This window comes from Streptomyces sp. R21 (assembly GCF_041051975.1).
GTDB lineage: Bacteria > Actinomycetota > Actinomycetes > Streptomycetales > Streptomycetaceae > Streptomyces.
Genome location: NZ_CP163435.1, coordinates 9877296 through 9901935 on the forward strand (window position 1 = coordinate 9877296; position 24640 = coordinate 9901935).

Below are 24640 nucleotides of genomic sequence, written 5' to 3' on the forward strand. Positions count from 1 at the left end.
GACACCAGCGCAATGCGTGGTAACGGTGCGCACGAAGGGCTTTCACTCTCCGCACGCACCGTCGATCGAGATCAGTCTTCGGTCTCCCACGCGGAGGTGAAGTTGACCGCTTCGTTGTCGCTTCCCGAAAGAATGTCCACCGGAGTTGCCATAGTGACCGGTGTCTCCTGGGTCAGCATGGCGTTCAGCGTTGTTGCCACATGTGCATTGCGTGCGGCTTCCAAGGTTTCGGTGGTCATCGAAACATCGCCTCCCAGCTGGTTTACTGAACGTGCGAATCCAACAACTGACCAGACGTCAGTCAGCTCAGGGAACCTTTCTCTTGTCGGAACGCATTGATGGGTTCCGACACTGCGGTTGATCCCTGGGTGCCTCAATGTAGGTTCTGCCCAGGGGCAGCCGCCAACGTTTCGAAGACCGTCGAAGGGTGAGCGGCCGCGGGACTTCCTCTGCAACCGTTGACTCAGTGGGCCGAGTTGTCCACAGACGATTTGGCCGCAAGCGAGCTCGAGAAACGCTTCGTGGATGTCGGCTCCGCGTTCCCACGGGATGCCGCGGCGAGCGATCGCAGGCACGATGCCAGAGCACGGACCTGGTCGCGGCAGGTGTCGACCGCACCGCGGGACCGGTCCAGTCACGCTGCGGCAGCAACGGTTCCGGGCGGTCCCACAGCTCATCCGACAGGGTGCACGGCGATGCCCCCTACCGGACCGAACGCTGAACTGCCGCCTGGACATGGCAGCCAGGGCCGATCCACGGCATGCGTGCTACCCGTTGTCAGTCAGCGCAACAGTCGGGATCAGGCTGCGGGCTGTGGCGAAGCACGGGAACGAGCACGAGCAGGACGGCGAGGGTCCCGGCGCCGGCGAGGACGAACGTGGCGCGTGCGCCGACCAGGTGCACCGACAGGCCACCCGCGAGATAGGCGAAGCCCGCGCCTAGTTGGGCGGCGGTCCCCAGGGTGCCGAACACGCGGCCGAGCATCGGGCGGGGCACGACGTTCTGGATGACGGTGTCGTAGCCGATGTTCTCCCCGGCGTTCCCCGCGCCGGCGAGCAGCTGTGCCACCAGCGCGACGGCGAGGGCGGGAGCCAAGCCCGTAAGCACCGTGCCGGCGCCACTCGAGGCGATGGCGATGACCAGCAGAGCCACTGATGAACGCCCGCGGGTAAACCGTGTGCACGCGACCGACGCCAGCAGCATGCCCAAGCCGAACGAGCTGGCGGCGAGACCGTACCCTGCCGGGCCGCCGGCGAGCTGGTCGCCGGCGAGGAACACCAGCGCCACGTTGTCCACGCCGGCGAAGGCGACGATGACGAACAGCGTGAGGATCAGTGTCCTGACCTGCCTGTCCGCCACGACATAACGAAGACCCGCGGTCGCTTCGGCCCAGACTCCGGTGACCGCGGCGGGGTCACGAGTCGGCTCGAGCACCGGGAGCCCGGTGAGCAGCAGCGCGGAGACGGTGAAGGTCGCGGTGTCGACTGCCAGCGCGGTGTGAATGCCTCCGGGTCCGGCCGCCAGCAGTCCGCCGAGGCCGGGACCGACGGCGAGCTGGAGGGTGCGGGCGAGCCCGAACAGGGCGTTGGCCGGGGCGCGATCGGGGGCGTCGACCAGGACCGGGACGAGACTGCGCCCGGCCGGGTTGCGGATGGTGGCCAGCGCCCCGGCGAGCACGACGAGCGGGATCAGGATCGGCAGCGGCGGCAGAGTAGCGGCGATCAAGCCGATGACGAGCGCCGAGGCCAGTTCGCAGCGCATCATCAGCCGGCGGGTCGGGACGCGGTCGGCGAGCACCCCGGCCAGGGGGCCGGCAAGTCTCGGCAGCGCATTCGCGAGCAGCAGCAGGCTCACCCCGACAGGCCCGTCCTGCCGGGCGGCGAGCACCACGAGCACCGTGGTGGTGATCCCGTCGCCGACGAACGACACCGCCCGCGAGGCACACAAGGCCCGAAAAGCCGGATTTCCCCGTAGCAGACGGGTTCGTGGCGCAGGCGCAACCGATGCCGGCGAAGGTTCGACCATGACCGTCAGGGTGCCGTCCTCGGCGACCGGAGGGCGCGGATTCGGTGCACACCGAATCCACCCCTGTCATCGTTGGCGGTATGACGCTGGTGCTCAGGTTCGGGTCGGGTGACGCGGCGCGGTGCCGGTTCGCGATGTCACCGTTACAGGAAACGATGTCCGCGCTGCTGGTGCTGAACGCGCCGAGCCGTCACGCCTGGTACCTGCCATGGCTGCGCGACATCCAGGAGGTCGTCGCCGAACTCGACCTGGGACTGCTCGGCATCGCGGTGCCGGTGCGCGGGCACGGGCCGGATTTCCTGTGGCCGAGCCCGACCAGCCCGCTCACCACCATCGAAGACGATCTCAACCATGTCCAGGCCACCGACCCGGACGTCGTCGCCACCGAACTCGCCGAGCACGCCCGCCGCCTCGACCCCCGTACGGTGCCCGCGCACCTGTACCGCGCCCTCACCGGGGACCCCGTGGAAGCCCGGGACAAGCTGGTTGCGCACCAGCGCGAGGCCTGGCGGATCCTGGTCGCACCGCTGTGGGACCGCATCCGCGGCCTGCTCGACGCGGACATCACCACGCGCGCGCGGCAACTGGCCGACGGCGGTCTGGAGGGGCTGTTCGCCAACCTGCACCGGCGGGCCAAGTGGGAGAGCGACACCTTGCACCTGACCGGTCTGCGCCGCGGGAACCTCGACCTGCGCGGCCGCGGCCTGATCCTCGTCCCAACCGCCTTCGGCTGGCCGAACCTGGGCCTCGGACCCACCAGCACCACGTCGGCCACACCCCCCGCCCTCGTCTACCCGATGCTCGGCGCCGCGCGGCTGTGGGAACACCCCGCGGGCTCACCGGCGATCGCGCGGCTGCTAGGCGCAGGGCGCGCGGCCGTGCTGGCGCAGACGCACATCCCCACCACGACCAGCAGCCTCGCCCGTCGAGTAGACCTGGCGCCGGCGACCGTTTCCGAGCACCTCACCGTTCTCCGTGACGCCGGCCTTGTCACCGCTGAGCGTCGCGGTCGCGAAGTGCTCTACCAGCAGACCCCGCTCGCGGCGGCACTAACCTCGGGAATGCACCTGAATTCGCCTGCAGCTGGCCCCCGTTGAGTCGATCCGCTCAAAGGGCGAATCTGAGCGGATCTGAGTTCGATCCCACGGCTGGTTTCTGCTCTGCCCTCCGACCGGCAGGCCTGTGTGCGACCGCTTCTGGCTGAATGAGCCGCACGGACCGAGCCGCCTCCCCGATCCCGTGTTGCTAGGCACCACATTTCAGCGCCGGCGGGCCTCGACTTCCCGCAGAGGCATGCGCATGAGTGGGATCAGACCGGACACACCGGCATCCCGGTCGCGTCGTAGTGCTTCGGGCCCCTTCTCGCGATGAAAGTCCACGAAGGAGAGGAGCCCCAGCCGACGCGCGGCTGGGGCTCCTTGAGGCGGTGAGTATCGGTCAGCGGGTGGAGTTGCGACGCCGTGGCCCGCTCGTCCAGGCGCCGGTAGAGCGCATCAAATCGGGGTCACCTTGGATCAGATGGGTTACCGCTGCAAGGTCAGGACACCCGGCCGCCAGGGCAGTTGGTCGTAGGGGCCGCTGGCGGTGGGGGACTTGCCCTGGTAGAGGAGCTGCAGGTTGCAGGGGTCGATGGTCATGGTCTGGTCGGGGTTGTTGCGGACCAGGTCACCGTGGCTGATGTCGTTGGTCCAGGTGGCACCGCTGTTGGCCTTGCCCGCGAAGGGGTTGCTCTCGCTGGCGGCCTGCGGGGTCCAGGAACCGCTGAGGCTGGTGGCGGTGAACGAGCGGAAGAAGCGCTGCTCATTCGCACCCCGAGCCTCAACGATCATGAGGTACTGGTTCTGGCCCTGAACCTTGTAGACCTGCGGTGCCTCGAAGAGGTTCTTCACCGTGTCGCTCATGACCGTGGTGTACGACGAGCCGAAGTTGCCCGGGAAGTTCCCGATCGGCATGCTCGCCCGGTAGATCTTGCCGTCGTCACCGGCGAAGAACAGGTACATGTTCTGGTCGTCGGCGATCAGGGTCTGGTCGATCGGGGCGGAGTTGGGGATGCTGCCGGTGAACAGCGCCTGGGGCGAGGACCAGCCGTTGGGGTTGGTGGGGTCGCTCGACGTGCGGTAGATGAAGGGCGACGCACCCCACTGGGACGCCAGCACCCAGATCTTCTTGGGTGCGAAGTAGAACAGCGTGGGCGCCACCGTGGACTGGCTCATCCCGGTCTGGCCGGCCGACGCCATGTCCGACCAGTTCGTGAAGGGGCTGAACGCCATCGAGCCGTACCCCGATCCCGACACGTTCGACGCGTAGACCAGGTGCTTGCCGTTGTACACCACGTTGGTGAAGTCCTTCAGTGAGACCCACCCGTTGGCCGGCTGCGCCAACGCACCTGTCGACGTCCACCGGTACGTCGAGGGAAGAGAACAGGTGCCGGGAGGGGTCGTCCCGGACAGGCCGGTCCACTGCTGGTTGCTGCCGCCGTTGCACGTCCAGATCTCCACCGCCGTGCCGTTGGCCGTGCCGTGGCCCGTGACGTCCAGGCACAGCCCGGACTCCACGCCGACGATCGTGCCGTCGGAGTTGACCCGCCACTGCTGGTTCGCACCGCCGCTACAGGTCCAGATCTGCACCCGGGTACCGGCCGCGGTGGCGTGGCCCGGAACATCCAGGCACTTGTTGCCGTAGACGGTCAGCTGGTTGCTGTCTGTCTGTGTCCACTGCTGGTTGGTCCCACCTGAGCAGTCCCAGATCTGCAGGTACGTGCCGTCGGTCTGGCTGGCGTTCGGCACATCGAGACACCGGCCGGAACCAACACCGCGCACGGCGCCGCTGGTGGCCGCTTGAGCCGGGCCAGCGACGAGCATCGCCGCCAGTATGCCCAGGACCGCAACCGCAGCGGCGAGCACAGCAGACAGATGTCTGGGGCTGAAACTTCGTCTGCGCATGGAGACCTCGTAATCCTTGAGTACGCGGATCCGGTTGGGCCCTGTCGGAGGCCATCCGGACTGTCGTTGTGGTGCGGTTCGTAGCAGTCCGTGGATACCGGGCTGACGCCTTATGGGCTTCCAGGTCCCGCGAGACCATCTGAAGGACCGGTGGCGTCAGCGAGCGAGGCGTCCGCGGGCGGGAGAACCGCGCCGGCAGAGAGGCCGCTGGCTCCCGCCGGCGTGCCACAACAGGAGAAGGATTGGTGGGGCCATGACATATGCATAGTGCGGTATGTCCCTTGCGGCTCGGTCGTTGCGGTGGGTGTGTCCCGGAGGTGCTCTGCGGTGCGAGTGGAGCGGCTCTAGCGCGTTCGTGATGTCGAACAAGGATCGAAGTGTCGAGCAATCTGGATGATAGGGAACCGGTGAACGGCGTCAATACTTCTCGCATGATTCGCGAGCCAAGTCGAAACATTCGCAGGACTCTATGAATGAAATGTCGCAGGTCAAGCCGATGAATTGGCCGACCCGTGCGGACGGTCAGCCCTTTGGCTCCCGAGCGGGGCCTGATTCGCGGACGGTGCTGACATGGCCGATCGCTTCTCTGCTCGACGCCCCGGTACACATCCGGCAGCACGTCCGTTGTGAGACTTTCCCGCCGGTGCGGCACACCATGACCACCCCACCGCCACCCGAGCCGCGGGCTCCGCCTGCGTCAATCCGTGTTCACCCCTGCCGTCGGGCATCCGTCAGTCCTCGTCCGTGTCGGGATCGCTCCCGGCGGGCATCGCCAACTGCCCCCAAAGCGCTTGGCGTCGAGACGTCCAGGTCCAGAAACGGGCACTCACATTCAGGCGAACGCGCGCAGCGCGGCGACCAGCCGGCGTCCCCATTTCGGTAGCAGCGGGTGCAGATGTACGCGACGGATAGCTGCCCCACGGCGGGGCTTGCGCCGCACCCTGGCCAGGCGGTTTTTCGTCCGCAGAAAGGCCGATGCCCGGCTGTCTTCGCACACCGAAACCAGCGGGTTCACAGGATCTGCAGATCGGCCGATCGGGAACGCGCTGGGGGAGAGGGGTTATGGCGTGACGAGGGACCCGGGTTTGTCCGGGCTGGCTGAGCCATGATGAGGTCTCCAATCGGCGGGGGAGGAGCTCGGTGGGTTACGAGTTGCAGGCGGTGATTGCGGGAAACGAGTTGCTGCGTGCCGCGTCAGTTGGCGTCCTTGGCGCCCGAGTGGCGCCTCTGCGGCAGGACTTGTCGCTGATGCCGATGACAGATGAGGTCTTCGATGCCGTCACGGACGGCGTCACCGCGGGGGCTTTGGGGTTTTGGCGGCTGTCAGGAGGCTTTGAGAGGTTGCTCGCCGAGTGGTCCGCTGCAGGGCCCGTCGCGTATGTCGAGGCCGAGTACTTTGGCGGCGTCGGCGAGCAGCGGGCCGCCGTCTGGGCTGACGGGGTGCTGGCAGCGGGGCCATGGGATGCGTCGGCGAAGAAGTGGTTCTCGCGAGCAATCAGCCCAATCTCGCAGGCGCTTCAGCAACTCGGCGTACGAACGAGCCTCGGCGAGGATGAATTTGAGGCCGTGGGACTGGACCGCCATCGAAACAATGACGGCTGGATCTCTTCCAGCACCTCTTGAGGCCGCGCCAGACGGCGATGACTTCCGGAATCCCGCATGGCCTCACAAGTTGCCGGCGGCCCGGGGCAATGTCGTGTCCCTGGCCTGCTGCCGCGGTCAACTACTCGTCCACGGATTACCTCCTTCGGCCTGGGTGGCCAACCGCAATGCAATATGACGTAACACATGAATAAGCGCGAAAGTCCAAGAAAGATGGGTAAGTTGGGTGCACGCTCCTAGATGCCCGCTCGCATACGCGAGGGAAATTCACTCGTCCGGGCGTCGAAATCGGCACCTCCCCGAAAGGCCCTCGGTGCGTCACCGGCCGTCGATAACCTGACCGCCGTGATGGTGGGCACCGAAGAAACCCGGCTGGTCATGGTCCGCGGCAACAGCGCCTCAGGGAAGTCGTCCGTCGCGACCGGCCTGAGCGATCGGTTCGGCCGCGGCCTGGCCTTGGTGAGCCAGGACAACCTCCGCCGCATCGTGCTCCGAGAGCGCGACCGGCCCGGCGCCGCGAACATCGGGCTGATCGACCTGACCGCACGCTACGCCCTGGACGCCGGATTCCACGTCGTGCTCGAAGGCATCCTCTACGCCGACCGCTACGGCGACATGCTCGCGCAGCTGCGCGACGATCACCGCGGCCTGACCCACGGCTACTACCTGGACGTGCCATTCGGCGAAACCCTCGCCCGGCACGCCACCAAGCCGATCGCCGACGACGTCAGCGAAACGCAGCTGCGCGACTGGTACCGGGCGCGCGATCTGCTGCCCGGCGGCATCGAGACCGTCATTGGCGCCGACAGCGCCCTGTACGAGACCGTCGACCGCATCATGAACGACACCGGCCTGGTGCACCTGCCCGCCGTGGACCGCTGACCCGGGCACTGTTGCGACAGACGTCACGCCTACATGCCGCCATAGCCGCGCCGATCCCGCCTCCGCTACCGTTTTTGGCGGGCCCGCAATGGGGCCTCTGGCCTTCGGGGCCAGCACGACTTCCCCCTTGTTGTTCATGATCCGGGGGAGGGGGACCGGCCCCGGAGGCATCGACGGACCGCTGATGAGGGGCTTGAATACCTGTTGCACCCGAGCCGGAAGAACGCTCGGCAATGTGGATGTGGCATCTCCATGCCTTGGCAGGGCGGACGCGGCGACGTCTTCCTCGGCCTGGACGTCGGCAAGGGCGAGGACACATCACGCCACCGTCGTCACCCCGGACAGCGCTGACGCTCACCGACCGGCAGCGCCGCCGTTCCGGCGCGGGGGTGGCGGACGCTCTGATCGGCTTTCAGCACGGCCGGTGCCTGATCGATCTTCTGATCGCTACCCCCTCCTGCACGTCGCAGCGGGGGCTTCGCCTACGGCATCTTCGCCTACGGCATCGTCACCGAAAGGACGAGAGAGCCAATCCGTCTTCTGGTGCAAAGCCGCAGGCTGTGGACATCAGGACCACGCCGACGTGAACGCGACATCATCAGCGTCGAATACGGGGCAGGACATGCCGTGTCAGCCTGTGGAGACCTCGGCACCAGCCGGTCCGCGAAACAGGAATCCGTAACCGGGCGACCGGCCGAACCTCTTCGAAGGGGATTCCCCGGGCTTCAGTCCGGGGAGGGAGCCAGCTCTGCTCAGATCTGCCAGAGGCTTTCGGAAGCGTCGGCTCGGGCGATTAGCCTGCGGAGCAGAGGCCGTCGGTCGGGCAGAACATGACCCACGTGAAGTTGTAGCCGGTTCGTACGGTCACGGGGTTCGGCGTGGGGCCGTCGTTGATGAAGGACCCGGGGTCAGGTGTGGCGGTGAAGGTGACCGTCGTTCCCACCTCGAAGCTCGCGGTGCAGGTGCCGGTCGGATTGGGCTGAGGTTCATTGGTTGCGTACGGGTCCCAGGCTGACTGGTGGCAGTTGATCCCGGCGGGCTGGCTGGCGATGGTTCCGCCGCCCCAGCCGTCGCTGACCCACGCGGACAGCTGAGCGGTGGACTGAGCCTGAGCCGGAGCGACGGAGGCGATCGCGGCGGCCGTGGCGAGTGCGGTGACGACTCCCGTCGCGCGCCAGGCGCCGTTTCTGTTCTTACTCATGGGAGGCTCCTCAGATCGAACCATGTCGACCCCTGCGACCAGCCTATTCGCCCCCTCGGGGGCCTGCTACGGGAACAAGTGTCTGGTCGAGCCATTCCCTTCCTGGTCATCGACGGCCGGTGGGCGGAATACACCGACAGCCGCGACCTGGTTCGCGTGCTCGACGCTCAACGGGAGCTCCAGCAGATCGCTGGCCACGGATGGCAGTCAGTCGGAACTACTCACCGAGTCGAGCAAGAACGGGCAGCCAACTATGCGTCAGCTGGTGCGACATGCGGTGCTGAGGACGTAATCCATGGCGTAACCAGAGCAGTCTGGGGCGTGGCGACCGGACTGCCCACCAGGTCGGCCCCCGCGGCGCCGGGTCAGAACAGTGAAGCGAAGATCCTGATTGCAGTGTCGTTGAATCGAACGTGCAAGGGGTCGAGGTGTGCGCCCTGTCTCTTCGCGGCAGCGAGGTCGGCCGCCCATCCCTGGGCTGTTGGGGTCTCCCACTGACGTGCAGGCCACGAGCCTGATTCGCGGAGGTCGGCGAGGATGCGGTCGAGCTCCTCGTAAACGGCCTTGATCACGTCTGAGGCCGCGGTCTGCAGGGCCTGGTGCTCTCCCTTTGCAAATCGTTCCTGGTGGCCTGTCGATCTCGCTCGTATTGGGAGCGCCGGGCCGACCGGGTGCGCTACTCTTGATCTTGAGCTGGTCGCCGGAACTCCTGGTGTCTGGCGTTGCGTTGGTGGTCCAAGGAAAGACGCCCCGCTTCCTGCGGGGAGATGCAGGTGCAAGGCCTGCCCGGCGCTCGGTGAGCCCCATCCCGCCCTGAGGTGGGGTGGGGCTCGTTGTGTTGTCAGGCCGCCGCCACCCTTCCGGACTGCGATGCCCGTGCGCCTTCGCGCCGTATCCCGCGCGGTAGGACGGCGGCATGGCAGGGCGGCATCTGCTCGTCCACTGTCCCCTGGTGAGGGATCATCACGCACGCTGCCCATCGCGCCGCACCGTCAGTGCCGCTCGCCTGCCTGCCTTTGAGCGGGCTGTTCCCCCGATGCGACCGGTGGCCCGGCCGACTCCGGGAGCCTGTAGGCGGGCCCGTCCGGAGCCTCTGCGGCAGGCGGGTCGTCTGGCCGGTCGATCGCCGTGGGCGTCGTCCCGCAGAAGCACAAAACGGTGCGGCAGCAGCCTGCCGCCGACAGCTGCCACTTCCGGTATGAGAGATCGGATCAGTGGCTGGTGGATGCGTTCCAGTCGACGAGCTGAACGATGACGCCGTTGGGATCGGTGACTTGGAAGGCGCGCTCGCCCCAGGGCTCCTCGCGCAGCGGCATCGTGATCGCGACTCCTTCGGCGGTCAGGCGGGCCAGTTCGGCGTCGAGGTTGTCGACGACGAAGGCGAGGATCACCCCGTCAGCGTGGTCATCGCGCTGATCGTCGGGGAGTGAGGCCAGGCCTCTGCGCAGGTAGATGACGTTCATCCCGGCATCCACGCGGGTCAGCGATGCGAAACCGTCGGCGGCCATCTCCTCACGGAATCCGAAATGGTCGGCGAGGAAGGCGCTGGACGCCGCGACATCGTCGACGTTCAGGGACACGGCGGAACCGGTGATCGACACAAGTGCTCCTTGACCAGGCACGATTATGTTGTACGCAGTACAGTGTACGACGTACAGCAATGTTTATGAGTAAGGATGTCAACGTGCCTCTCGACCGAAGCAGCGCCGGTGATCCGGCCCGCTCCCTGGAATTGCTCTGGCGCGTCCCTGCCGACGCCCCGCGACGCGGCCCGCATCAGCGGCTGAACGTCGACACGGTCGTCGCCGTCTCCATCGGCCTGGCTGACGTCGACGGCCTGGACGCAGTCACTATGCGCCGCGTCGCGCAGCGGCTGGGGGTGGTCCCGATGACGCTGTACACCTACGTGCCGGGCAAGGCCGAATTGCTGGATCTCATGCTGGATACCGCCTACGTCCAGATGTCCCGGGCTGACACCGCCGGTCAGCCATGGCGGGTTCGGCTGACCGCCGTGGCCGAAGAGAACAAGGCGCTGTTTGAGGCGCACCCATGGGCTGCGACGATCTCCACCAGTCGGCCACCGTTGGGGCCGGGAATGATGGCCAAGTATGAGCACGAGCTGCAGGCACTGGACGAACTCGGGCTCGACGACATCGAGATGGATGCCGCCCTGGCCTTCCTGCTCACCTTCGTCCAGGCAAACGCCCGCTCGGCAGCCGAGGCTCGCGCCGCCCAGCAGGACAGCGTGATGGACGATGAGCAGTGGTGGGCGGCCAACGCCCACCTGCTCGAAAAGGTCTTCGATCCACGCGCCTACCCCACCGCTGCCCGCGTGGGCACGGCGGCAGGCGCCGCCCACGGTGCCGCATACAGCCCCGAGCACGCCTGGGAGTTTGGTCTCAGCCGTGTCCTCGACGGGCTCGCCGCTCGTATCGACCATCGCACCGACTCAACGGAGACCGGACCGCGGTAGAGCCGGCTACCCGTGTCCTGTCGCATCGTCCGATGCGCGGGTGAGGAGTGCACCAAGGGCGTCGCGCAGCTGCGCCGTCAGTTCCGTTGTTTCGATGCTCATAGGCGCTTCGCCGTCCGCTCCGTTCCGGATGAGCCCGAGCCGCAATGCGTCCAACTTGGCCTGCCGCAGGGGTCCACGTGGTCGTGGACGGCTTCCCACCGGCCCAGAAGTGCGCTGTGAACGACCCCAAGGTGTGCAGAAACTCGTACACGGCGAAGCGGGCCCTGTTGGAGTCCTTGGGGCCATGCCCAACCGCCCTCGGCCGTCGGCATGTCGGCTCCTGCAGTCCAGATGATCGAGCAATTCACCCCACCTGGTGCCCGGATGAGCCTGGAGGTCGCTGGCCTGCCGGCGTTCTGTCAGCCCCAAGATGCCGCTGATGCGCAGCTCCGCGCGGCACGCCGTGTGCGCGGCCCGCGTTGTGGGCCGCTTCATGACCTTGGGGCAGCACCCGCGGGCCCGGGGCGGAAGCAGCTCCAGAAGTGCCGTACGGGCCGCGGAGCCTTACCACTGACGCCCCCGGTGACGCACCGGGCGGTCACCCCACCGGGTGCCCCGAGCTGTCCGTGTGGGCCGCCTGGCTGGAGAACTTACTCAGGAAGACGTCGTAGTGCCCGTCGGGTCGCTCGGTGAACGTGGCACCGTCCTGCCAGATCCCGTTCTCGTCCCACCACTGCGAATCGCCCGGGTCGCCCTGGTTCTGGTGGACGTTGTGCATGCCCTGGCGGCCCAGGTGATCGTCGGTGAACGGCTCGCCGAAGACGAGGATGCGTCGGCCTGCCACCAGGATCGGCTCCAGGGCGGCGGTGGCCTCGGCGTAGGAACCGACCTGCCACGGGCGCGAACCGAGCAGTTCAAGGAGATCCCGGAGCCAGGACGGCGGGCGGCGCTGGAAGAGCACCCCCGTGTGGTCGACGAGGGAGGGCTGGCGCAGGTAGTCCATCGCCCCGGAGTCCGGCGTGGCCGCCAGGTCGTGGTAGCCGAGGGCCACCGCCGCGGCCGGTCCCACCTCCAGGGGGCTCAGCGTGAACACCTTCCACTGCACGCCCACGTTGGACTTGTGGCTGTCGACGTCCACGGCGCAGTGAAAGCGTCCGGCGGGTGCGTCCACCTCCAGATTGACGTGGAACCAGCGGCCCTGGTGGTCGGGATCGTCGCGGAAGTGGTGGTGGAGCTGTCCCGCGAGCACGCCGTAGCGAGGAAAAGGCATGCAACCAGTGAATCACCCCAGACCACGCGATGCGATCAGATAGTGACGTTCTGTAGCCATCTGACGTGATGGTCTGTAGGTCGAGGTCTGTCGCCGCCCGACGCCCTGGCTGCCGGGACGTAGTGGTCGGTGGACTGGCGGATCCCAGGTGCTTCTGAGCGGCGACGAAGCGAGCGTCGGCGTGATCGCGGTGGCGACCGTTTTCCTCGGCTGTTGTGCCGTGCGGGCGCGAGCCCCGGCAACCGGGGCGGTTCCTTTGGGAGGGCGGCTACCAGGGGTCGACCGACCAGTCCCCTCCTTTACGCGTCGTGGAGCCGTCCGCATAGCGTTCAGTGTCAATCTATTGCAACGAACAGAGGGGTTTCGTTGCGTTCTCGTCGAGTCCACTGCAACGATTTCATGGTTTTCACCTGGGAAAATGTCAATAGTGTGCAACGAAGTCGTTGCTGGCTCCGTGAATGCAACGTAGCCTTTCCGCTATCAGAAACAGCGAGTACAAGGAGTCAGCGATGCAGAAGTTCGACACCTCCGCCCCGGTGACCGCCGTCGTCGACATCCCCGTCGGCCGCATCCAGTTCATCGCCGCCGATCGGGCCGACACCACGGTCGAGGTCAGGCCCGCCGACGCTTCGAAGGGTTGTGATGTGAAGGCGGCGGAGCAGATCGAGGTCGCATACGGCCACGGCGTCATACGGATCGAGGCCTCACCCGCGAGGAACCGGATCCTTGGCCCCTCCGGATCCATCGACGTGACCATCCAGCTGCCCACCGGCTCGCGCATCGAGGTGACGGCGGCCAGCGCCGAACTCCGCGGCGCTGGACGGCTCGGAGACGTCGCTTTCGAGGGACAGCAGGCAACGGTCAGGCTCGACGAGGCCGCGAGCGCCCGTCTCACAGTCCTCCACGGCGACATCGCGGTCGGCCGACTGGGAGGCCCCGGCGAGCTCAGCACTCGAAAGGGCGACCTCCACGTCACTGAGGCCGTATACGGCACCCTCACGCTGCGCACAGGACATGGCGAGATTTCGGTCGGCGCCGCCCGCGGAGTCTCTGCCGCTCTGGACGCCGGCACCAGCTGCGGCCGGATCTGCAACTCGCTCAAGAACGCCGACGGCGCTGCCGCCGGGCTGACCATCCGCGCGAGCACCGCCTACGGCGACATCACCGCCCGCAGTCTCTGAAGCCGCCCGCAATCTGCAAAGGAGTCCATGTCATGAAGTCGTCGCTCGTGCAGGGGCCCGTGTCGGCGACTGCGGCCACTGCCGGCCCCGTCGCCGCGTTCATACGGTTCGTGATCTTCGGGGGTGGCGTCGGAGTCCTCTCCAGCGTCGCGGTAGCGCTGGTGGCCAAGAGCATGCCGTGGGCCCTCTCGAACGCGCTCGTCACCGTCGCCTCGACCCTGCTGTGTACCGAGCTCCACGCCCGCTACACGTTCGGCAGGGAGAACGGCGCCGGATGGCGTGAGCACTGGCAGTCCGCGGGGTCGGCCACCGCCGCCTACCTCGCCACCAGCGCCGCGGTGTTCGTCCTGCATCTGGCGCAGGCCTCGCCCGGCATGCTGACCGAGCAGACCGTCTACCTCGGCGCCTCCGGCCTCGCCGGAATAGGCCGCTTCCTCGTCCTGCGCCTCTACGTCTTCGCCACCCGCACCGACAGGACGGCACACCCCCTGCAGCAGGGGACGAAGGCCGCACCCGTCCTGGTCACGGCGGCATAGGGCAGAAGCCCGCCCCTGGCCTCACCCTGCGTTTGGGCCACACGGACGTGCTGGTGCAGGAGGCCCCCGACCTGGCCGTCGCGGTCCAGACGGACTCGGATGACTCTGCACAGAACGCTGCACTGCCGGAGCGCTGCGCGGCCGACCCCCGCGCGCTGGTCGCCGACGTGTGCCGGCGGATTGATGATGCGACTCTGGCGGCGGTCACCGACTGGGAGGTGGCCGAGCGGATTCGCGATGAGTGCCGGGCGAGCGCGTACGGCGGCTGTTGCAGAGCGAGGAGGCTGACGCCGAGGACGAGGACGAGGACGAGGACGAAGACGAGGACGAGGCCGTGTACGACATGATGCCGCGCAGCCATCCTGGCGGCAGCGGGCAGCGGGCAGCGGGCAGCGGGCAGCGGGCAGCGGGCAGCTGAGACATGGAGGTCGCGTCTGTACCGGGTTCGCGTTGAAACGCCGATGGCTGGAAGGCCAAGCGGCCGTGCCGGGAACATCCGGTCCGGCCGGCACGGTTGCATTGGTCGAGGGACCGGCGCCGTACGGGCGGGGAACACGGAGACCACAAGGTCGTCCGCCCCACCGGGATCCGGGCCCCGGGATCGCGGTACGCCTGCCGCGCACTCGGACCACGACGTGTTTCTACAGGAGGACTGTTTCATGACCGACCGGCCCTTGACGCTCATGGCAGTGCACGCCCACCCCGACGACGAGGCCACCGGAACCGGAGGGGTCCTCGCGCGGTACGCGGCCGAAGGCATCCGCACGGTTCTCGTGACGTGTACCGACGGCGGCTGCGGTGACGGACCGGGGGGTGTCAAGCCGGGCGGTCCCGGGCACGATCCGGCGGCGGTGGCCCTGATGCGCCGTCAAGAACTTGAGGCGAGCTGTGAGGTCCTCAAGGTCAGCGATCTGGAGATGCTCGACTATGGCGACTCCGGGATGATGGGCTGGCCGAGCAACGATGCCCCCGGATCCTTCTGGCAGACCCCTGTGCAGGAAGGCGCGGCCCGACTCGCGGAACTCATGCGGCACTACCGACCTGATGTGGTCGTCACCTATGACGAAAACGGTTTCTACGGCCACCCCGACCACATCCAGGCCCACCGCATCACGATGGCGGCGCTGGAGATGACCGAGCTGACGCCGAAGGTGTACTGGACCACGATGCCCCGCTCGATGATGCAGCGGTTCGGCGAGATCATGCGCGAGTTTCATGAGGACATGCCGGAGCCGGATCCTGCCGAGGCCGCCGCGATGGCCGAGATCGGCCTTCCCGACGATGAGATCACCACGTGGGTGGACGCGACCGGCTTCAGCGGTCAGAAGTTCGACGCGTTGGCCGCGCACGCCAGTCAGGGCGAGAACATCTTCTTCCTCAAGATGGGCAAGGAGAGGTTCGGCGAGTTGATGGGCATGGAGACCTTCGTACGTGTCCAGGACGCCACCGGCGCGGCCGTGCCCGAGACCGATCTGTTCGCCGGACTGCGCTGATCAGTCCGCCCGCCCGACCGGGGGAGCGCATCGATCGCACGGCGCTTTCGAGCGGGTCACATTCCCGGAGGTCTGTCCGCCCAAGTTCCGTTCCGGCAGCCCGCGTTCAGGCCCTCATCGACGGCTTCGACGCTTGCCCGTACTTCCGACCCGATACCGCGCTCGTCCCCAAACCACCTGGCCACCGCACAGATCGGAGACCTGCGGGCAGCTGACTCGGAAGGTGGGCGACAGCCCAGGTCACAAGCCCGGCGGTCTGCTCCCATCAAGCCAGACCGCCGAGGAAGGAACATGAAGCCGAGCCTCCGATGTCCGACAGCCGCGAGGCGACGGAAGAACCAGCAGGTCACGAGGGCAGTCGGAACGATGCGGTGCAGGCCCGCGAGGTGACGCAAGCAGCCGGCGCCGTCGACGGCGACTTGCCGCCGCCAGCTTGGTGGCACGAGAGAGACCTTCAAGGTCTCCCTCGTGCCCCACCCGGCGGAGAACGTTCATCCCGTCCACGGAATGCCCGCTGTCGGCCGCGACCAGCAAGATTGCGCGGTGTCCGTGCCGACTGAGTTCTGCACGGACCCACCGCCTCGGGAATTTATCCCGCGTCCCTTTCCTCGGCACCTTGCGGCTGTTGAAGAGCACCGGTTCTCGTGTCCGGAGAACGCAGCCCGTGGTTCCACAACTCCTGGGTTTGAAGCACCCAGAAAACCGCGAACAGTGCGATCATGCTCGCCTCGAGCCAGATCGTGTCGTAGTCGCCGAACCAGGGCGTCGCCAAGATGATCACCAGGGCAGCGGGCATCAACAATGCAATCGCCAGGTACCGATTGACTCGCTTTGGGGGCTTGGCCCCGCCGGCCTCCTCGGCCGCGTGCTGGGCAGCCACAACCTTCTTGCGCGTGAAGTGGAAGTTGATCGCATTGTTCACCACCGCAAGCCAGATGAACACGAACATCGTGATTGCTGCGCTCCAATGCGCGTTGGCGTTGAACCACTCGCGGTCGGCCAGGAAGACGACCCACGCGGCAACATAGAGCGCCAGAGCCAGACCGTAGCCGTACACCGCGATCCTGTGCGCCGACGCCTCGTCCGCGTGCGCCGGGGCTCCAGGGACGCCGGTCACCGGTCGGTCCAATGCCCTCAGCGCGCCCAGAACCAGGAATGCGACACCGGCCATGACGAGTACCGCGGTGACGTTGTTGCTGATGTTGGTACCGCGATTGGTTGTGTCGGTGAGGATCGACCCGCATTCTCCGACGTTCGGCGTGGGAACGAACGCGACCACCGGCGCGAGGATTCCCGCGAAGTTCAGGAAAACGTCCTCGAGTTCGGTGCTGCCCTTCAGCGCGATCAAGCTGATGCCGATCGCGACCAGTGCTCCGACGAAGACCGACTGCACCGGTGTGTAGTAGTACGCGCTGATCGAATGCTGCCAGCAGTGCCCGCTGTCGACGCCCTTCAGGTGGGACTTCGAGTGTTCGTAGAGAACCGCTGTGGACAGGCCGATCACCATCGTCACGATCGCCAGCCGTAGATACCGTGTCGTCTTGACGACGACCGCGTCATCGCTCTCGGCGGCACCAACGCTGTGTTCGGCCCAATTCCTCAGCCGACTAACGAACATCATGACTTCCCCCTTATAGTGAGGGCTGTAGAGAAAGGCGCAGACTGAGGGGCCTTTGATCTCTTGCCCCGCTTCCCTTCTGCGGTTACCTTGCCAGGGATCTGCATGAGTGTGTACTCACATGCCCGGCTGGATATTTGTTCGTTTCCAGATTTCACTCGGGTGGTTTCGCCCCGATTGCCCAGCCAATAGCGTGCGCTCGACGCCCGGCTCGAAGGTGCTCAGGGTGCCTGGGAGGTCTTTGAGGGGGCTTCCTGCTCCGGAGGTCAGCGGTGCGATGCCGTCAACCGCATCGAAGCGCCTTTGAATCAGCGGTAGTTGACCTACCGCGCAGAGGCATACCGGGCATGACAGGCGAGACCACAAGGGCTGGGGGAAGTTGAGAGACAGAAATCCTTTGGAACCGGACCTGTTGGTCATGTCACGCTGTCACCCACCAAAGGGGTGTAGCTCAGTTGGCCAGAGCGCCGGCCTCCAAAACCGGATGCCGCAGGTTCGACTCCTGCCACCCCTGCCACTGCTTACGTCCTCAGCATCTGCCGTGCGGTCTCGAGAGGCTCTCGGCTCACCCTTCGTCCTCGGCATCGGCGTGGTCGGGGAGCCGACGAAAAGCGATGCTCGGGGTGACGGAACACGTGGAGCGCAAGGTCAGCAGGCTGGGGTGCTGCGACTGTCGCAGTGATACGTCGGTGCCCCGCTAGCCGAGCTGCCGCAGCACCTCGGCGATGGTGGCCCGGTATGTCCGCAGTGCCCGCAGCCCAGCGGCATAGCGGTCACGGTGCCTACTGATGTCCACGGCCTGTTTCCGCGCGCGGACAGCGTGCCAGAGCTCGGCCGTATGGTGGCGGCGCTTGCAGGCGACGTCCGCGGCGGCGGTGGCCCGCTCCCGCTGCGTATGCCGGGTGTTGCCGTCACTGCCCCGATGCCAGGCGGTGTCCGTGTACGCCGCCACAGGGTCGGGATAGCGCGTGAATCCTTGTTCTGCCACACAACGGGACCACACATCCCACGCCGCGCGGAGGCGCGGGTCGCGCTTGACGGCCTTGTCGACCTCGATCGACCGTGTACTTGCGTAGAGCCAGTCCCGCTTGACGTCGATGCCGCGCATCAGCCGCCGACTCGACTCCGCGTTGCAGGCGGGGAAGTCCGCATACTCGGCGTTGGTCATCCGGCGGCCCTTCGGCTCCAGAGCCCGAAACTTTGCCGGGTCCCAGCCGTAGCCCCAGCGGCGGGCGGCGGCGAGATCCAGGGCGCCGTAGTCGGTGCCGACCGCGGTGGCGACGATGGGGTCGCTGGGGTAGCGGGGGTCGAGCGGGAAATCCGAGTGGCCGTGCTCCGCCATGCACTGCCGGACCAGCAACGCCGATGCCCGCTGCGATCGCTGGTAGTCCTGCGGCGTGTAGTCGTAGCGGTCGGCCGGGAGGGGGCCAAGGTCCGACGTCGTACGGATGTCCTCCGGCCGTCCTGAACCGGAGACGCACAGCGCCGCCAGCACCGCCACGACACCCAGTCGCCACCCCCGCATTGTCATGTGCAGGGATGGTAGCGAACAGCGTGCAACGGCCGACCATGGCCCCAGCAACTCATCGACGCCCGCCAGGACTTCAAGCAACAGAAGCCTCGATCAGACGACAGCTACCGAGCCGCTGTCCAGACCGACCTGGCCGATGGCCCCGTTCTTTGCCGCGGAAGATCACCTCAGGCGAGGAGCGTCCACCTGCCTGTGTGCTCTCCGTTGGTCTGCAGGATGGAGTCCATCTGGTACGTCACGGCCGTGATCTTCGCGTCCTGCGGCACGTTGAAGATCACCCGGCCGGTGGCCTTCTGGCCCGGCTGGAGGATCAGGGTGAGGTCAAAAGACTCACCGACGGTGGGGCTGCCGGGCTTGCCAGGGTAGGCGTTCCCGGTCGAGTCGATGACCTTCGGCCCCAGGTTGCTGGGGTCGTCGTAGGTGGCGTCGCCGGTGCTGAGGATCGTGAACTCCGCCGCGACCAGGCGCTGCCCGTCGGGGGCTGCGAAGGCTTCCAGCGACGGTTCGCATGGTCCTCGTACTTGGTCAATGTGACGTCGGTCTGGACGTGGCCCGCGGTGCCCAGACCGGGCATGCCCTCCAGCGAGAGGGTGTCACCGACCTTGGCCCCACTCGGCGTTGTGATGCTGGGCGTGGCCTTCGGCGTCTGCTGACTGCCAGACGCCGAAGCGCCGCTGGAACCGGTGGCTGCTCCGGCTTTCCTGCTGTCCCAGCCCGAGCCTTTGCACGCCACAAGGGCGGCGGCGAGTACGACGATTGCGGCGGCGAACGCGATGGAGCGGTGCATGGAATTTTTCCGTGGTTGCCAGTGGTGCGGGCCTCTGCTCTACCCGGTGGGCGGGGAACCGAGCGGTCTCGCAGGAGCACGGGCGTGTCTCCGCGGAGTATGACGAGCCCGGCGAAGGCGAGGCGCTCCGTGCCGGCTTCTCCCCGCGTGTGTGGGAGCAGTGGCTCAAGGGTGACGCCGTTGACTGTGAGGTCATCCACGCCTGCGCGGGAAACAGGCCCCGCGGCGGGGCGCCTCGGGGCGGGGCTTCCTGCCGCGTCCGGCGCCGGCCATCCCCGCATGCGCGGGGAGTTGACGGACCAGGTCCGGGAAGGCGTCCTTGGGACGATCCCAGCGCGAGGCTCGTCCCAGGCCGACCAGGAGGCCCCCGCGAGCCAGGCGGCGGGGGAAAGATCGCTCAGCGGCACCGTGCCACAAGATCTTCAGCCCGACGCCCTGCGGGTGGAACTCATCGAGCTCGGGGACGCCTTCCGCGCCCACCGGTCGCCGCACCCGCGCCGGCCGCCTCGACATCCACCAGCACGCGCCGCGTGTTGAGCTGCTGTCAGCCTGTGCCGCTGGCCCAGGTCTTGGTCCCTCCAAGGTCGCGCAGGGCTACACGAGACGCCGCGGAGGAGCGGTCTACAGCTGGCAAAGCAGGGGGAGCGGCGGGTGCCGGTGCCACAGTGGGCAGTGGGGCATTGTAGGGCGGTCTGACGGATATGACGTATCTGGCGCGACCGGCAACGCGGCGCGACCGGCAACGAGCGCGGCCTCTGTCATCTGATGTGCCACTACACTGCCGCCTGGCACCACAGGACACACTCCAACTGGCCGAAAGGGAACGGGGAGCGGCATGGCTACGGGGGGATGGGGGCCGGGAAACGGCCCGGGTCAGCCTGGCGGCAACGGACCGGGAGGCCAGGGCGGCTGGGGCGCTCCCTACGGACCACCGCAGGGCGGCCCGTACGGTCCGCCACCACCGAATCCGGGCCCGTACCCGAACCAGCCTCCGTACCCGAACCCGTACCCTTACGGCCCCCAGCCCACGAGGCCCGCCGCCCGGCGCCGTCGCGGCTGCCTGTCGTTGGGCTCTCCCTTCGGGCTCGTCGGCGCGATCCTGCGCTCCGCGCACCGCGTTGCCACCAGGCTCTTCGCGCAGGGCGACGGCCGGATCGTGGACCGCACCGTGGACCGCGTCCAGCTGGCCCGCACGGTGCTCGGTGCCGCCGCCACCATCGCCCTGATCCTCGCCTACAACGTGGATCCGAACCGCTGGAAGGACGCGGCGTACGGCGGTGCCGCCCAACTCATCGTCGCCCCGTTCGTGCTGATCATCGCCGCGCCCCTGGTCATCATCGGATTCATCTACTACGCGCCCCCGCACCTGCGGGGGCATCTGCGCTCCCGGCTGCGCGCGCCGCTCAAGGCGGTCGGCTGGTACGTGCTGACGTTGGTCGTGATGGGCGGAGTCCTCGTCCCGACGGCCCTGACCGTCAACGCCGACGACGGGAAGAGCTGGTGGGAGTACGCACTGGCCGTCGCCTCGCTGATCGTGATCGTGTGGGGTTTTCCCTTCTTCTTCATGGCGTCGCTGTACTCGGCCCGCAGTGCCTTCAACAGTGCCCAGGTCCACCCGATGCTGCCGCCCGTCCTCACCCTGACGCTGGTGTGGGTGTTCGCGGCCTTCAGCCTGATCGGCGACGGCATGCCGGGGGGCCCGCCCATCGTCCAGTTCTGCTCCACGCTGGGCGGGCCGCTGTCGGTGACCGCCGTCTCGCTGTGGGAAATGCGGCGGATGAGGACTCGTTTCGGCGTCACACTGCGCGCCTGATCCGGCTTCGGCGGGCCCCGCTTCCAGGTGAAGCGGGGACCTTCGGTGAAGGGCGTGTGAGGATTCTCAGGGGCAAAGCCAGGCGTGCCGGTTGGACGGCATCCGGCGACTGCCCAGCTGGATCGACAGAGCCGAAGACGCCGAACTTCCGATGATCCGTGGCTTCGCCCGCAACCTCCGCAACGACCTCGATGCCGTCATCCAGGGGCTGACCAGCCCCTTCAACTCCGGCATCGTCGAAGGCCGAGTCACGGACCTGAAATCGATCAAGAGACGGATGGCAGGACGTGCGGGCTTCCCTGCTGCGAAATCGCGTCCTTCTCGTGGTCGCCAGCCGCAGAGTCCCCGGAGTCACCGTGGAGACAGCTTCACGGCTGGCTTCACGGAATTCCTGGTGAGTCGCACTACGAGGCCGTGGACAACTGGGTCAGCCTGTCAGCCGGGCGAGGGCCAGCGCGTGCGCGTGGGCGAGGGAGTCAGCAGCAGCGCAAGGGATGTCCGGCTGCACACCGGTGCCCTCCCAATTCGTGCTGGAGACGGGATTGATGGCGCGGCCGACGGGGATGGTGGCTTCCAGGTGTGGGTGCACCGTCCAGCCCTGGCACGGGTGCGCGCCGCCGCGGGTGGGCTCGCCGACGACAACGGCGCGGCCGAGCTGCTGGAGGTCGTACGCCAGCTCTTCAGCGGCAGAGAAGGTGCTGTCGCTGGAGAGCACATACAACGGCTTGCTGCCACCGAAGCGCGCACCGGGAACGTGCGGCAGGCTCCAGGACTGCTCGCTGCGCTTGCCGCCGCGCCAGTGCATCGTGTTGAGGTGGGTGCGCTCCTCCAGGAGGTAGCTGCAGACGAAGGCGACCGTGTCCGGGTCGCCGCCCCGGTTGGAGCGAAGGTCCACGATCAGCGCCTGGGCGCGGGAGGCCAGGGTGAGTGCGGCGCTCAGCGGTTCGGCGGCCCACTCCAGCGGAAACAGCATCGGTGCCAGCTCCACCACGGCGACCCCTCCGTCGAGCAGCTCCACCCGGGGCGCACCGCCCAGCGAGGTGTCGAAGTCCCGGCGCATGGCGTCCAGGGTGGCAGCGCCCTGCTTTGGGGGCACCGGGTCGGTGTGGTGTTTCAGTCTCAGGTGTCGGTCGCCGTTGACGGACTGCAGGTCCGCGGTGACCAGCCGGGCGAGATCCTCGGTGTCGTCGACGTCGTAGGCGCCTTCGGTGAGGCGTCGTTGCAGCAGACCGGCGAGCTGCTCGGCTATCTCGGGGAAGATGTAGTGCTCGATCAGGAGCCGGGCTGTCTCGTCGATGACAGGGGCCGGCGGAAGCTTCGTTGGAGTCGTCATGGCAGGGAGTAGAGCACTGCCCTTGCGGAAGCGTCAAAGAGTTTAGACACTTTTGGTATGCGTGATCAGCCTCCCTATCTGCCGCCTCCTGAGGACGTCCTGGAGATCGGTGCGCCTGAGCAGTTCGCGGCGCTCTCCCACCCGTTACGTCAGCGGTTGCTCTTCGCCCTGGGCCACCGGCCTGCCACCACCAGCCAGCTTGCGGCGCAGCTCGATGCGAAGAAGGGCAACGTGGCCCACCACCTCAAAGTGCTGCGCGAAGCCGGGCTGGTCCACATCGCCGAGACCCGCCAGGTCCGCGGCGGCACCGAGCGGTACTACCAGCGCACGGCCCGCCACATGGTCGTCGCCGAGCCCCAAGCGGCAGGCACCGCCGCGATGCTCGCCGCGGTCGCCCAGGAGTTGGACCGCTCTCCCGCCGAGACTCAGCTGACACTGCGCCACCTGCGTCTCAGCCCCGCGAAGGCAGGAGAACTCGGCGAGACCCTCGCCCAACTGGTCGATGAGGCCGAGGAGGATGCAGAAGACCAGCCCGTGCACGGCGTGTTGGTGGCGCTTTACCAGCAGGCTCTGCCGACCAGCACCACCAGTTCCGCCTAGCCGTGCAGCGGTGGCTGCGTTGGGCCTGAGCGGGCCGCCGTCAATTGGCGACGGGCCAGGGCGTCGGGGACAAGGGGCGTCCCGACCGCAGCGTGCCACCGCACGATCGGCGGACTCGTCGGCGGCTTGTCTGGCGGAGGCGGGCGTCCTTGATATGGCTCTTTCGGGATCCGGGTCCTGTCCGACGGGTGCATGCGGTGCTGCGTCGCAGGGCAAGGCCTCGGGGTAGCCCTTGCCTCGCCTATCGAAAATCGATAGATTCCCATCGTGTATCAATGGGAGGACGGGTCATGAGAAAGCTGACAGTGGGTGCGCTGCGGGCCGTGCTCGTGGTGATGCTCGCGGGCACCGTGTTTGTACAGGCCGGGATGGTGTGGGCGTTGGTCACCGGGAGCGATCCGGAGGACGGGTCACTTCCGCTGACCCCGCTGCGCGTTGTCACGATCCTGGGCATGGTGTCGGTCCAGGTCGCCGTGGTCTGCGTAGGGCGGCTGGTGTCGATGGTGCGACGCGGAACCGTGTTCTCCCACGCCGCCTTCCGGTACGTGGACATCGTGATCGGCGCGATCGTCGCGGCTGCCCTCATGTGGTTCGCGGTCACGGCCCTCAATGCGCCGGGCCAGCGGGACGACCCGGGCGTCACCGTCATCATGGGCGGGGTCGGCGTGGCCATTCTGGGGGTCGCGCTCATCGTGCTCGTGCTGCGCATGCTGCTCGCCCAGGCCGTCGCGCGCGACGTCGAAGCGGCGCAGATGCAGGCCGAGTTGGACGAGGTGATCTGATGCCGATCGTCGTCGACATCGACGTGATGCTGGCCAGGCGGAAGATGTCCGTGGGCGACCTCGCGAACCGCGTAGGGATCACGCCCGCCAACCTGGCGGTGCTCAAGAACGGCCGTGCCAAGGCGGTGCGCTTTGCGACGCTCGCCGCGCTCTGCGAGGTGCTCAGGTGTCAGCCAGGCGACCTGCTGCGCTGGGAGACGGAGGACACCGCGGGCGAATGAACCGTGCCTGCCGACGCGTCATCGCCGATCCCGCTTGCCTTTGACAACTCCCCGAGCATTCCGGAGCCGTACCCCAGAAGGTCCCGGGCCTGCTGGAGCGACCCCGATTCGCTCACGCCGAGCTCCACAAGAACGCCTTCGAGCCTTCGCGGAACCTCGCTGCTGGCCACAGGGTCCGCGCTCTCCAAGTCGAGGTGGCATCGGCCCGTGCCACCCCCGGGCCCTGCGGTCTCGCCGTCGTCTTCGAAGGCGGCCTCCAGAGCCTCTTCGACGTTGTCACGATCAATCGTCAGACCGACGAAGAGGATCTCCACGAACAAGCAGTCTCCCTCCGGGCCCGGTGAACCATAGCCGTCACGTCACCGTCC

General features: G+C 67.3%; 22 protein-coding genes and 1 tRNA gene. 13 read left to right on the forward strand and 10 right to left on the reverse strand.

All coding sequences use genetic code 11. The features are described 5' to 3' along the window. Window positions 1-71: 71 nt before the first annotated feature. Together AB5J56_RS44240 and AB5J56_RS44245 are read right to left on the reverse strand one after the other, a co-directional pair. A complete protein-coding gene (locus AB5J56_RS44240) occupies window positions 72-239 on the reverse strand; it encodes a hypothetical protein (protein ID WP_369242061.1) in 168 nt (55 codons plus the stop codon). Between the two features lie 538 nt (window positions 240-777). Next, entirely contained in the window at window positions 778-2025 is a 1248-nt protein-coding gene (locus AB5J56_RS44245) for an MFS transporter (RefSeq protein ID WP_369242063.1), read from the reverse strand. Window positions 2026-2180: 155 nt separating this feature from the next. On the opposite strand from AB5J56_RS44245, the gene AB5J56_RS44250 reads away from it, so the two are divergent. After that, a complete protein-coding gene (locus AB5J56_RS44250; protein ID WP_369242065.1) occupies window positions 2181-3122 on the forward strand; it encodes an ArsR/SmtB family transcription factor in 942 nt (313 codons plus the stop codon). 426 nt (window positions 3123-3548) lie between these two features. Here AB5J56_RS44250 and AB5J56_RS44255 read toward each other — a convergent pair whose 3' ends face one another. After that, window positions 3549-4967: a non-reducing end alpha-L-arabinofuranosidase family hydrolase gene (locus tag AB5J56_RS44255; protein ID WP_369242067.1), complete on the reverse strand. Its 1419-nt coding sequence runs from the start codon at window positions 4965-4967 to the stop codon at window positions 3549-3551. Window positions 4968-6107: 1140 nt separating this feature from the next. On the opposite strand from AB5J56_RS44255, the gene AB5J56_RS44260 reads away from it, so the two are divergent. Beyond that, on the forward strand, window positions 6108-6590 hold the full coding sequence (locus AB5J56_RS44260) for a hypothetical protein (protein WP_369242069.1): 483 nt from the start codon (window positions 6108-6110) through the stop codon (window positions 6588-6590). Window positions 6591-6917: 327 nt separating this feature from the next. Next, window positions 6918-7451, forward strand: a complete 534-nt coding sequence (locus tag AB5J56_RS44265) for an AAA family ATPase (protein ID WP_369243157.1) — start codon at window positions 6918-6920, stop codon at window positions 7449-7451. 793 nt (window positions 7452-8244) lie between these two features. Here AB5J56_RS44265 and AB5J56_RS44270 read toward each other — a convergent pair. Continuing rightward, the gene (locus tag AB5J56_RS44270; protein ID WP_369242071.1) at window positions 8245-8652 is read right to left on the reverse strand and encodes a hypothetical protein; all 408 of its coding nucleotides are present in this window, start codon (window positions 8650-8652) and stop codon (window positions 8245-8247) included. 1211 nt (window positions 8653-9863) lie between these two features. After that, window positions 9864-10253 (reverse strand): VOC family protein, encoded by a 390-nt coding sequence (locus AB5J56_RS44275; RefSeq protein ID WP_369242073.1) that lies wholly within the window; start codon window positions 10251-10253, stop codon window positions 9864-9866. 83 nt (window positions 10254-10336) lie between these two features. Between AB5J56_RS44275 and AB5J56_RS44280 the strand changes: the two genes are divergently transcribed. Beyond that, the gene (locus AB5J56_RS44280; protein WP_369242075.1) at window positions 10337-11125 is read left to right on the forward strand and encodes a TetR/AcrR family transcriptional regulator; all 789 of its coding nucleotides are present in this window, start codon (window positions 10337-10339) and stop codon (window positions 11123-11125) included. Window positions 11126-11705: 580 nt separating this feature from the next. Here the strand turns inward: AB5J56_RS44280 and AB5J56_RS44285 are convergent. Further along, complete coding sequence (locus AB5J56_RS44285) at window positions 11706-12377, reverse strand: DUF2278 family protein (protein WP_369242077.1); 672 nt, start codon at window positions 12375-12377, stop codon at window positions 11706-11708. A gap of 509 nt (window positions 12378-12886) precedes the next feature. Here AB5J56_RS44285 and AB5J56_RS44290 point away from each other — a divergent pair. The 4 genes from AB5J56_RS44290 (at window position 12887) to AB5J56_RS44305 (ending at window position 15587) form a co-directional block, all read left to right on the forward strand. Then, window positions 12887-13558: a DUF4097 family beta strand repeat-containing protein gene (locus AB5J56_RS44290; RefSeq protein WP_369242079.1), complete on the forward strand. Its 672-nt coding sequence runs from the start codon at window positions 12887-12889 to the stop codon at window positions 13556-13558. Window positions 13559-13590: 32 nt separating this feature from the next. After that, on the forward strand, window positions 13591-14094 hold the full coding sequence (locus AB5J56_RS44295) for a GtrA family protein (protein ID WP_369242081.1): 504 nt from the start codon (window positions 13591-13593) through the stop codon (window positions 14092-14094). 241 nt (window positions 14095-14335) lie between these two features. After that, window positions 14336-14512 carry a hypothetical protein gene (locus AB5J56_RS44300; RefSeq protein WP_369242083.1) on the forward strand — a complete coding sequence of 59 codons (177 nt, stop codon included), beginning with the start codon at window positions 14336-14338 and terminating at the stop codon, window positions 14510-14512. A gap of 241 nt (window positions 14513-14753) precedes the next feature. Next, window positions 14754-15587, forward strand: a complete 834-nt coding sequence (locus AB5J56_RS44305) for a PIG-L family deacetylase (RefSeq protein ID WP_369242085.1) — start codon at window positions 14754-14756, stop codon at window positions 15585-15587. Between the two features lie 589 nt (window positions 15588-16176). Here AB5J56_RS44305 and AB5J56_RS44310 read toward each other — a convergent pair. Continuing rightward, complete coding sequence (locus AB5J56_RS44310) at window positions 16177-17208, reverse strand: hypothetical protein (RefSeq protein WP_369242087.1); 1032 nt, start codon at window positions 17206-17208, stop codon at window positions 16177-16179. Window positions 17209-17645: 437 nt separating this feature from the next. Here AB5J56_RS44310 and AB5J56_RS44315 point away from each other — a divergent pair. Further along, a tRNA-Trp gene (locus tag AB5J56_RS44315) sits at window positions 17646-17722 on the forward strand. Window positions 17723-17902: 180 nt separating this feature from the next. Here the strand turns inward: AB5J56_RS44315 and AB5J56_RS44320 are convergent. Then, window positions 17903-18736: a hypothetical protein gene (locus AB5J56_RS44320; RefSeq protein WP_369242089.1), complete on the reverse strand. Its 834-nt coding sequence runs from the start codon at window positions 18734-18736 to the stop codon at window positions 17903-17905. A 1853-nt stretch (window positions 18737-20589) separates the two neighbouring features. On the opposite strand from AB5J56_RS44320, the gene AB5J56_RS44325 reads away from it, so the two are divergent. Beyond that, entirely contained in the window at window positions 20590-21336 is a 747-nt protein-coding gene (locus AB5J56_RS44325; protein ID WP_369242091.1) for a hypothetical protein, read from the forward strand. Between the two features lie 427 nt (window positions 21337-21763). On the opposite strand, the gene AB5J56_RS44330 is transcribed toward AB5J56_RS44325, so the two are convergent. Next, on the reverse strand, window positions 21764-22669 hold the full coding sequence (locus AB5J56_RS44330; RefSeq protein WP_369242093.1) for a S41 family peptidase: 906 nt from the start codon (window positions 22667-22669) through the stop codon (window positions 21764-21766). 57 nt (window positions 22670-22726) lie between these two features. On the opposite strand from AB5J56_RS44330, the gene AB5J56_RS44335 reads away from it, so the two are divergent. From AB5J56_RS44335 to AB5J56_RS44345, 3 genes are all read left to right on the forward strand, one after another. Next, entirely contained in the window at window positions 22727-23269 is a 543-nt protein-coding gene (locus AB5J56_RS44335; protein WP_369242095.1) for an ArsR/SmtB family transcription factor, read from the forward strand. A 290-nt stretch (window positions 23270-23559) separates the two neighbouring features. Further along, a complete protein-coding gene (locus AB5J56_RS44340; RefSeq protein WP_369242097.1) occupies window positions 23560-24051 on the forward strand; it encodes a DUF2975 domain-containing protein in 492 nt (163 codons plus the stop codon). Beyond that, on the forward strand, window positions 24051-24272 hold the full coding sequence (locus AB5J56_RS44345) for a helix-turn-helix transcriptional regulator (protein ID WP_328334753.1): 222 nt from the start codon (window positions 24051-24053) through the stop codon (window positions 24270-24272). The genes AB5J56_RS44340 and AB5J56_RS44345 overlap by 1 nt, the downstream gene beginning before the upstream one ends. Here the strand turns inward: AB5J56_RS44345 and AB5J56_RS44350 are convergent. Further along, on the reverse strand, window positions 24221-24592 hold the full coding sequence (locus tag AB5J56_RS44350) for a hypothetical protein (RefSeq protein WP_369242099.1): 372 nt from the start codon (window positions 24590-24592) through the stop codon (window positions 24221-24223). The genes AB5J56_RS44345 and AB5J56_RS44350 overlap by 52 nt on opposite strands. Between the last annotated feature and the right edge of the window lie 48 nt (window positions 24593-24640).